This window comes from Terriglobales bacterium (assembly GCA_035457425.1).
Classification (GTDB): domain Bacteria; phylum Acidobacteriota; class Terriglobia; order Terriglobales; family Acidobacteriaceae; genus JACPNR01.
Genome location: DATIBR010000022.1, coordinates 1 through 8405, shown reverse-complemented (window position 1 = coordinate 8405; position 8405 = coordinate 1). Strand labels below are relative to the sequence as shown.

The following is an 8405-nucleotide window of genomic DNA, read 5'->3' as shown; positions in this document are numbered from 1 at the left end:
GCAGCACTGAGGCAGTTCTCCAGGAGCATGGCGATGGTCATCGGGCCGACGCCGCCGGGCACCGGCGTGATCCAGCCCGCGATGTCTTTGACGGCTGCGTAGTCCACGTCGCCCGCGAGCTTGCCGTCGGGCAGGCGGTTGATGCCCACGTCGATCACGCAGGCTCCGGCTTTGACCATGTCCGCGCCGACGAGTTTCGGCCGCCCGACCGCCGCCACCAGGATGTCCGCCTGCCGGGTAATGGCTTTCAGGTCGCGGCTCTTCGAGTGGCAGATGGTGACGGTGGCGTCCTTTTGCAACAGCAGATGCGCCACCGGCTTGCCGACGATGTTCGAGCGTCCCAGCACCACCGCGTTGCTGCCTGCGATCGGCACGCCCGATAGCTCGATCAAGCGCATGCAGCCGAGCGGCGTGCACGGCACCACGCCGGGGCGCCCGGCCATCAGCGCGCCGAGGTTTGCTTCGTGGAAGCCGTCCACGTCCTTCGCCGGCGCGATCGACTCGAGCACGCGCGCCGCGTCGATGTGCTTGGGCAGCGGCAGCTGCACCAGGATGCCGTGCACCGCGGCGTCGGCATTCAATTTCCGGATGCGTGACATGAGCTCTTCTTGCGTCACCGACGCGGGCAGCTCGATCAGCTCCGAACGCACGCCGATCTCCTTCGCCGCGAGCGTCTTGTTGCGCACGTACACCTTCGAGGCCGGGTCTTCGCCGGCGATGATCACGGTGAGGCCGGGGCGCACACCGCGCTGCACAAGCGCATCCACCTTCTGCTTGAGCGCCGCGCGCGTGGTCGCGGCAAGGGATTTTCCGTCGAGGATTTTCGCTGTCATGGGGGGCGGGCAGTCTAGCATTGGGTCTATTTTCTCGTTAAGCTTGGCCGGCCCTCCCGCAGCAAAACTGATCGACCCATCAATCCGCATATGGCCGCCGTTCCACAATTTCCCGCTGCAAACGACCCCGACGCGCTCGAGACGCAGGAGTGGCTCGACGCGCTCGAGGCGGTGCTCGAGCGCGAAGGTCCCGAGCGCGCGCACTACCTGCTCGAGCGGCTGATCGACAAGGCGCGCCGCTCCGGCGCGTACATCCCGTTCTCGCCGAACACCGCGTACATCAACACCATTCCTCCGCACATGGAGGAGCGCTCGCCGGGCGACGCCGCGCTCGAGGAGCGCATCCGCTCCTATTGCCGCTGGAACGCGATGGTGATGGTGGCGAAAGCGAACAAGAGCGACGACGAGCTGGGCGGCCACATCGCCAGCTTCGCTTCGGTCGGCACCATGTTCGGCGTGGGGCAGAACCATTTCTGGCATGCGCCCTCCGAAGGGCACGGCGGCGACCTGGTGTACTTCCAGGGCCACTCTTCGCCGGGCGTGTATGCGCGCGCGCTGCTCGAGGGCCGGCTCACGCAGGAGCAGCTGCTCAACTTCCGGCGCGAGGTCGACGGCAAGGGCGTGTCCTCGTATCCGCATCCGTGGCTGATGCCGGACTACTGGCAGTTCCCCACCGTGTCGATGGGCCTCGGTCCGATCCAGGCCATCTACATGGCGCGCTTCCTCAAGTACCTGCACGCGCGCGGCATCGCCGAGACCGCCAACCGCAAGGTGTGGGTGTTCTGCGGCGACGGCGAGATGGACGAGCCCGAATCGCTCGGCGCGATCGGCCTCGCGGCGCGCGAGAAGCTCGACAACCTGATCTTCATCATCAACTGCAACCTGCAGCGCCTTGACGGCCCGGTGCGCGGCAACGGCAAGATCATCCAGGAGCTGGAAGGGGAGTTCCGCGGCTCGGGCTGGAACGTAATCAAGCTGATCTGGGGCGGCTACTGGGATCCGCTGCTCGCGCGCGACAAGGAAGGCCGCCTGCTGCGCGTCATGGAGGAGTCGCTCGACGGCGAGTACCAGAACTACAAGGCGAACGACGGCGCATTCGTGCGCAAGCACTTCTTCGGCAAGGACCCGAAGCTGCTCGAGATGGTCTCGCGCATGACCGACGAGGACATCTGGCGCCTGAACCGCGGCGGCCACGACCCGCACAAGATCTACGCGGCGTACGCGGCGGCGAACAAGCACAAGGGCCAGCCCAGCGTAATCCTCGCCAAGACCATCAAGGGCTACGGCCTGGGCAAGCAGGGCCAGGCCAAGAACCCGACCCACCAGCTGAAGAAGGTCGACACCTCGACCATCAAGGACATGCGCGACCGGCTGCGCATCCCGATCCCGGACGACAAGCTCGACGAGCTGCCGTTCTACATCCCGCCGGCCGACTCGCCGGAGATGAAGTACCTGCACGAGCGGCGCAAGGCGCTCGGCGGCTTCCTGCCGCAGCGGCGCGAGAAGGCCGACCAGGTGCCCGCCGTCCCCGCCCTGAGCGCCTTCGATCAACTGCTGAAGGGCTCCGGCGAAGGGCGCGAGATCTCCACCACCATGGCCTTCGTGCGCGCGCTCACCGCGCTGATCCGCGACAAGGACCTCGGCCGGCACGTGGTGCCGATCGTGCCCGACGAGGCGCGCACCTTCGGCATGGAAGGCATGTTCCGCCAGCTCGCCATCTTCGCGCCCGAGGGCCAGAAGTACGAGCCGGTCGACAAGGACCAGGTGATGTTCTACCGCGAGGACAAGCAGGGCCAGATCCTCGAGGAAGGCATCAACGAGGCGGGCGCGTTCTCGTCGTGGATCGCCGCCGCCACCTCGTACAGCCACTCCAACCGCGTGATGGTGCCGTTCTACATCTTCTATTCGATGTTCGGCTTCCAGCGCGTCGGCGACCTCGCGTGGGCGGCGGCCGACCAGCGCGCGCGCGGCTTCCTGCTCGGCGCGACCGCCGGGCGCACCACGCTGAACGGCGAGGGCCTGCAGCACGAGGACGGGCACTCGCACATCCTGTCGTCGGTGATCCCGAACTGCGTGTCCTACGACCCGACCTACGGCTACGAGCTCGCGGTGATCATCCAGGACGGGCTGCGCCGCATGGTCACCAACCAGGAAGATGTGTACTACTACATCACCCTGATGAACGAGAACTACCAGCACCCGCCGATGCCGCAGGGCGCGGAGCCGGGCATCCTCAAGGGGATGTATTTGCTGCGCGAATCAAAAGCCAAGCACAAGAATCGAGTCCAGCTGCTCGGCTCCGGCACCATCCTGCGCGAAGTCGAGGCCGCGGCCGAGCTGCTCGAGAAGGATTGGGGCGTGGCCGCCGACGTGTGGAGCGCGACCAGCTTCACCGAGCTGCGCCGCGAGGGCCTCGCGGTCGAGCGCTGGAACCTGCTCCATCCCGAAGGGAAACAGAAGGTCTCTTTCGTTGAGAAATCTCTTAAGGAAAGGCCTGCTGGCCCGGTGATCGCCTCGAGCGATTACATCAAGACCTTCGCCGACCAGATCCGGCCCTTCGTCCCGAAGGACCGCGCCTACCGCGTGCTCGGCACCGACGGCTTCGGGCGCTCCGACTCGCGCTCGCGGCTGCGCTACTTCTTCGAGGTGAACCGCTGCTTCGTCGCCGTCGCGGCGCTCAAGGCGCTCGCCGAGCAGGGCGAGATCAAGCCGAAGGTCGTGGCGGACGCCATCAAGAAGTACGAGATCGATCCCGACAAGGCAGACCCCACCACTGTATGAACCAAGTCCTCGTCCCCGACATCGGCGACTTCAAGGAAGTCGAGGTCATCGAGGTTCTGGTCAAGCCGGGCGACGCGGTGTCGAAGGAGCAGTCGCTCATCACGCTCGAGTCCGACAAGGCGACCATGGAGATTCCGTCGCCCGGGTCCGGCGTCGTGAAAGAGCTCAAGATCAAGGTCGGCGACAAGGTGTCGAAGGGCTCGCCGATCCTGTTGCTCGAGGAAAAAGGCAACGGCGAAACCGCTCCCGAAGAAAAGCTGAAGCCGCCCGCGAAAACAGAAGCTCCCAAGGAAACTGCCAAACCGGCCGGCGGCGCGATGACGGTTCCGGTCCCCGACATCGGCGACTTCAAGGAAGTGGAGGTCATCGAAGTGCTGGTCAAGGCCGGCGACGCGGTGACCAAGGAGCAATCGCTCATCACGCTCGAGTCCGACAAGGCGACGATGGAGATCCCGTCCCCGGCCGCCGGCGTGGTGAAGGACCTGAAGGTGAAGGTGGGCGACAAGGTGTCGAAGGGCGCGCCCATCCTGGTTTTGGATTCCCAGGAAGCTCCCGCCGCTCCAAGGCCGGAAGCCGCCAAGACAGCGCCAGCACCGAAACCCACAGCGGCGCCGGCGCCCACGCCGGCGCCCGCGGTGAGCGCACGTCCCGTGCCGCGCGAGCCGCGTGAAGAAACCGTCTCCAAGCCGCACGCGAGTCCCTCGGTGCGCAAGTTCGGCCGCGAGCTCGGCGTCGAGCTCGCGCGCGTGCAAGGCAGCGGGCCGAAGGGACGCATCCTGCATTCCGACGTGCAGGCCTTCGTCAAAAGCGCGCTGCAAGGGGTCCGCCCCCCTGACAAGGGGGGGCAGGGGGGGGTGCCGTTCGACCTGCCGGCCTGGCCCGAGGTCGACTTCGCGAAGTTCGGCCCGGTCGAGTCGAAGCCGCTGTCGCGCATCCAGAAGCTCTCCGGCCCCTACCTGCACCGCAACTGGATCTCGATCCCGCACGTCACGCAATTCGACGAGGCCGACATCACGGACCTGGAAGCCTTCCGCAAGGCGCAGACCGTCGAGACCGAGAAGAAGGGCTTCAAGCTCACCATGCTCGCCTTCATGATCAAGGCGTGCGTCACGGCGCTCAAGCAGTTTCCACAGTTCAATTCCTCGCTCGAAAAATCGGGCGACAGCCTGGTCATCAAGAAGTACTTCCACATCGGCGTGGCGGTCGACACGCCGGGCGGCCTGGTGGTGCCGGTGGTGCGCGACGCCGACCGCAAGGGCGTGTTCGACATCGCGAAGGAGCTCGGCGACATCAGCAAGCTCGCGCGCGACGGCAAGCTCAAGCCCGGCGACATGCAGGGCGGCACGTTCTCGATCTCGAGCCTGGGCGGCATCGGCGGCACCGCCTTCACGCCGATCATCAACGCGCCCGAGGTGGCCATCCTCGGCGTGTCGCGCTCGGCCTTGCGACCGGTATTTTCAGGGAAGGACGAGAAGGGGAATGACGTCTTCAAAGCCCGCTTGATGCTCCCGCTCTCGCTCTCCTACGACCACCGCGTGATCGACGGCGCGACCGCGGCACGCTTCTCGGCGTTCCTCGTCTCCGTCCTGTCCGACATCCGCAAGCTCATCCTCTAGATGGCCGGCACCGAAGTGAAGGTTCCCGACATCGGGGACTTCAAGGAAGTCGAAGTCATCGAAGTGCTGGTCAAGCCCGGCGACGCTGTTTCCAAGGAGCAGTCGCTCATCACGCTCGAGTCGGACAAGGCGACGATGGAGATCCCGTCGCCCGAGGCCGGCGTGGTCGGCGAGCTGCGCGTGAAGGTCGGCGACAAGGTTTCCAAGGGTTCGCCGATCCTGATGCTGGATTCGAAAAAGACCGAAAAGCCGGAAGCCCCCAAGGCGGCGCCTCCCACGCCTGCCACGGGCGCGGACATCGAGTGCGACGTGCTCGTGCTCGGCGCCGGGCCGGGCGGTTACTCGGCGGCGTTCCGCGCCGCGGACCTCGGCATGAAGACCGCGCTGGTGGAGCGCTATCCGACGCTCGGCGGAGTGTGTCTGAACGTGGGCTGCATTCCGTCCAAGGCGCTCCTGCACACCGCGGCGATCATGGACGGCGCGAAGGCGCTCGCGTCGCACGGCATCACGTACGGCGAGCCGAAGGTCGACCTCGCCAAGCTGCGCGCGTTCAAGGACAAGGTGGTGGGCAAGCTGACCGGCGGTCTCGCCGGGATGGCGAAGGTGCGCAAGGTCACGGTGGTGCAGGGCGTGGGCCGCTTCGTCGACAAGAACCATCTGGAAGTGAACGGGAAGAAGATCCGCTTCCAGTCCGCGATCATCGCGGCCGGCTCGCAGGCCGCCAAACTTCCCTTCCTGCCGGAGGATCCGCGCATCGTCGACTCCACCGGCGCGCTCGAGTTGCGCTCCATCCCAAAGAAACTGCTCGTCATCGGCGGCGGCATCATCGGCCTGGAGATGGGCACGGTGTACTCGACGCTCGGCACGCGCCTCGACGTGGTGGAGATGATGGACGGCCTGATGCTCGGCGCCGACCGCGACCTGGTCGCGGTGTGGCAGAAGTTCAACGCGCCGCGCTTCGACAAGATCATGCTCAAGACCAAGACCACCAAGGTCGAGGCCGCCAAGGACGGCATCAGGGTGGCGTTCGATAACGGCGAATCGAAAACCTACGACATGGTCCTGGTCTCGGTCGGCCGCGTGCCGAACGGCAAGAAGATCGGCGCCGAGAAGGCCGGTGTGCAGGTCGACGAGCGGGGCTTTGTTCGCACCGATTCCCAGATGAGGACCAACGTTCCCCACATCTTTGCCATCGGCGACATCGCGGGAAACCCGATGCTCGCGCACAAGGCCGTGCATGAGGGCCATGTGGCGGCCGAGGCGGCGAACGGGCTGAAGTCGCATTTCGACGCGCGCGTGGTGCCTTCGGTCGCCTACACCGATCCCGAAATCGCCTGGGTCGGCCTCACCGAGGACGAAGCGAAGAAGCAGGGCGTGGCGGTCGGGGTGGCCAAGTTCCCGTGGGCCGCGTCCGGGCGCGCGATCGCCAACGGCCGCGACGAAGGCTTCACCAAGCTCATCTTCGACGCCGAGACGCACCGCTGCGTGGGTGGGGGCATCGTCGGCTTGGGCGCGGGCGACCTGATCAGCGAGATCGCGCTCGCTGTCGAGATGGGCGCGGACGCGACCGACATCGGCAAGACGATTCATCCGCATCCCACCACCGCGGAATCGGTCGGCATGGCCGCCGAGGTATTCGAGGGCGTGTGCACCGACCTGCCGCCTCAGCGCAAAAAACCCTGACTTCGAAACTATTGAGGAGTACGCTGATTTCTTTGCCCGCGAGAGGAGAACGTCATGGCCGGCTGGCGCATCGAGGGGCAGTACATGGAAAGCTGCAATTGCACCTACCTCTGTCCATGCATCGGCTCCAATCTCACCGCGCGGCCTAGCGAAGGCGACTGCAAGGCCGCCGTCGCGCTGCGCATCGACAGGGGCGAGAAGGACGGCGTCAAGCTGAACGGCCTGTCGTTCATCGTCATGCTCCATTCCCCCGCCGCGATGGCGGAGGGAAACATGACCGTCGGGCTGATCGTGGACGAGCGGGCGTCCGAGGCGCAGGTGAAGGCGATCGCGGACATCGCAACGGGCGCCGCGGGCGGACCGATGGCGGCCCTCGCCCCGCTGGTCGGAAAAGTGGCGGGCGTGGAGAAGCGGGCGATCCGCTTCGAGCAGGACGGCATGAAGTTCAGGGTGACGGCCGGCGAGCTCGTCGACCAGTCGATCGAGGGCGTGCCGGGACCGGCGCGTGCCGGCGAGCCCATCTATCTGGACAACACCTGCCACCCCGTGAACGCGCGGCTCGCGCTCGCCAAGGCGACGCGCAGCAAGTTCGACGTGTTCGGCATGCGCTGGAACGACTCGAGCGGCAAGCGCAACGGCCACTTCGCGCCTTTCGCGTGGAGCGCCTAGGCCGCGAGCGGCTGGTCGTCGTCCTCAGCCTGGCGGGCGTGGTGGGCCTCGCCTGGCTGTGGCTTTGGCGCCAGGCGGTGGCGATGGAGATGAGCGGCGTACAGATGGCCGGCATGGCGATGAGCATGCCCGCCCCGGCGCCGGCCGATGCGCTCGGCCTGTCGCTCGTGTTTTTCATGTGGGTGGTGATGATGGTCGGCATGATGCTGCCGAGCGCCGCGCCGGCCATCCTGCTTTACGGCTCGCTGGTCAGAAAGCACGCCGAGCGGGGCCGCGTGCTGCCGGCAGTGTGGATCTTCGCCGTTGGGTATCTTCTTGCCTGGACGGCTTTCAGTTTCGGCGCGGCGCTCCTGCAGGCTGTGCTGCGGCATGCGGCGCTGCTCGACGCCATGATGAGCTCCTCGAGCAGAATACTGAACGGGGCGCTGCTCACCGCGGCCGGCGTGTATCAATTCACGCCGCTCAAGCACCGTTGCCTGAGCAAGTGCCGCGAGCCGCTGCCCTTCTTCATCGCCCACTGGCGGGAGGGCAAGGCAGGGGCGCTGCGCATGGGCATGCGACACGGCGCGTACTGCGTCGGATGCTGCGCGATGCTCATGCTCCTGCTCTTCGCGCTCGGCGTGATGAGCCTCGCTTGGGTAGCCGCGCTTGCCGCGTTGATCCTGGTCGAGAAGCTGCTGCCGGCGGGCCCGCTCACGGCGCGTGCGTTCGGCGCGGCTCTTGTCCTGCTCGGCGTCGCTACGCTGCTCTATCAGGCCACATGACTCAGGACCAGCTCAAGGAAGCCGTCGCGCGCGAGGCGCTCAAGTACGTGCAGGACCCG

6 protein-coding genes are annotated in these 8405 nt (G+C 66.4%); 5 read left to right on the top strand and 1 reads right to left on the bottom strand.

The annotated features are described in order from the left end of the window. Nucleotides 1-833: bifunctional methylenetetrahydrofolate dehydrogenase/methenyltetrahydrofolate cyclohydrolase FolD (gene folD / locus VLA96_01945; GenBank protein HSE47949.1), on the bottom strand; the 833-nt coding region annotated here is incomplete at its 3' end. Between the two features lie 90 nt (nt 834-923). On the opposite strand from folD, the gene aceE reads away from it, so the two are divergent. From aceE to VLA96_01920, 5 genes are read left to right on the top strand one after another with little or no spacing between them, the layout of a single operon-like run. Then, the gene (gene aceE / locus VLA96_01940) at nt 924-3614 is read left to right on the top strand and encodes a pyruvate dehydrogenase (acetyl-transferring), homodimeric type (GenBank protein HSE47948.1); all 2691 of its coding nucleotides are present in this window, start codon (nt 924-926) and stop codon (nt 3612-3614) included. Further along, complete coding sequence (gene aceF / locus VLA96_01935) at nt 3611-5230, top strand: dihydrolipoyllysine-residue acetyltransferase (GenBank protein ID HSE47947.1); 1620 nt, start codon at nt 3611-3613, stop codon at nt 5228-5230. The genes aceE and aceF overlap by 4 nt, the downstream gene beginning before the upstream one ends. Next, nucleotides 5231-6913: a dihydrolipoyl dehydrogenase gene (gene lpdA, locus VLA96_01930; protein ID HSE47946.1), complete on the top strand. Its 1683-nt coding sequence runs from the start codon at nt 5231-5233 to the stop codon at nt 6911-6913. A 54-nt stretch (nt 6914-6967) separates the two neighbouring features. Continuing rightward, nucleotides 6968-7582 (top strand): DUF1326 domain-containing protein, encoded by a 615-nt coding sequence (locus VLA96_01925; GenBank protein ID HSE47945.1) that lies wholly within the window; start codon nt 6968-6970, stop codon nt 7580-7582. Then, a complete protein-coding gene (locus VLA96_01920; protein HSE47944.1) occupies nt 7570-8346 on the top strand; it encodes a DUF2182 domain-containing protein in 777 nt (258 codons plus the stop codon). Before VLA96_01925 ends, VLA96_01920 begins: the two co-directional genes overlap by 13 nt. The last annotated feature ends 59 nt before the right edge of the window (nt 8347-8405 follow it).

What these genes read in the sequence shown, in the direction of transcription:
- lpdA (HSE47946.1), top strand. Translation starts at nt 5,231, where the DNA reads ATGGCCGGCACCGAAGTGAAGGTTCCCGACATCGGGGACTTCAAGGAA.
- VLA96_01925 (HSE47945.1), top strand. Translation starts at nt 6,968, where the DNA reads ATGGCCGGCTGGCGCATCGAGGGGCAGTACATGGAAAGCTGCAATTGC.
- aceF (HSE47947.1), top strand. Translation starts at nt 3,611, where the DNA reads ATGAACCAAGTCCTCGTCCCCGACATCGGCGACTTCAAGGAAGTCGAG.
- aceE (HSE47948.1), top strand. Translation starts at nt 924, where the DNA reads ATGGCCGCCGTTCCACAATTTCCCGCTGCAAACGACCCCGACGCGCTC.